Consider the following 1,180-nt stretch of genomic DNA (forward strand, 5'->3'; position numbering starts at 1 on the left):
AAAGAGCAATTTCAACGTAACAAACTGCACGTAAACGTGGGCACCATCGGTCACGTTGACCACGGTAAAACCACTCTGACTGCAGCGATCACCACCGTTCTGGCTAAAACCTACGGCGGTCAGGCTCGTGCATTCGACCAGATCGACAACGCGCCGGAAGAGAAGGCTCGTGGTATCACCATCAACACCTCTCACGTTGAGTACGAAACCCCGACTCGCCACTACGCGCACGTTGACTGCCCGGGCCACGCCGACTATGTGAAAAACATGATCACCGGTGCTGCTCAGATGGATGGCGCAATCCTGGTTGTTGCTGCGACTGACGGCCCGATGCCGCAGACCCGTGAGCACATCCTGCTGGGTCGCCAGGTAGGCGTTCCGTACATCATCGTGTTCCTGAACAAATGTGACATGGTTGATGACGAAGAGTTGCTGGAACTGGTTGAGATGGAAGTTCGTGACCTGCTGTCACAGTACGACTTCCCGGGCGACGACACTCCGATCGTTCGTGGTTCAGCTCTGAAAGCGCTGGAAGGCGACGCAGAGTGGGAAGCGAAAATCGTTGAGCTGGCTGGCCACCTGGATACTTACATCCCGGATCCGGTTCGTGCAATCGACCTGCCGTTCCTGCTGCCGATCGAAGACGTATTCTCAATCTCTGGCCGTGGTACTGTAGTAACTGGTCGTGTTGAGCGCGGTATCGTTAAAGTTGGTGACGAAGTAGAAATCGTTGGTATCAAAGCGACTGCGAAATCAACCTGTACTGGCGTTGAAATGTTCCGCAAACTGCTGGACCAGGGTCAGGCAGGTGAGAACTGTGGTGTTCTGCTGCGTGGTATCAAGCGTGAAGACATCCAGCGTGGTCAGGTACTGGCTAAGCCGGGCACCATCAAGCCGCACACTCAGTTCGAATCAGAAGTGTACGTACTGTCGAAAGACGAAGGCGGCCGTCATACTCCGTTCTTCAAAGGCTACCGTCCTCAGTTCTACTTCCGTACTACTGACGTAACAGGTTCAGTAGAACTGCCGGAAGGCGTAGAGATGGTAATGCCGGGCGACAACATCAAAATGGTTGTTACCCTGATTCACCCGATCGCAATGGACGAAGGTCTGCGCTTCGCAATCCGCGAAGGCGGCCGTACCGTTGGTGCGGGCGTTGTTGCTAAAGTTATCGCTTAAT

General features: G+C 54.3%; 1 protein-coding gene. It reads left to right on the forward strand.

The features are described 5' to 3' along the window. Positions 1 to 1,179 (forward strand): elongation factor Tu (gene tuf / locus L579_RS22940; protein ID WP_051338001.1); only part of this gene is annotated, 1,179 nt, incomplete at its 5' end. Position 1,180: the final 1 nt, after the last annotated feature.

Source organism: Pantoea sp. AS-PWVM4, from assembly GCF_000468095.1.
GTDB lineage: Bacteria > Pseudomonadota > Gammaproteobacteria > Enterobacterales > Enterobacteriaceae > Pantoea > Pantoea phytobeneficialis.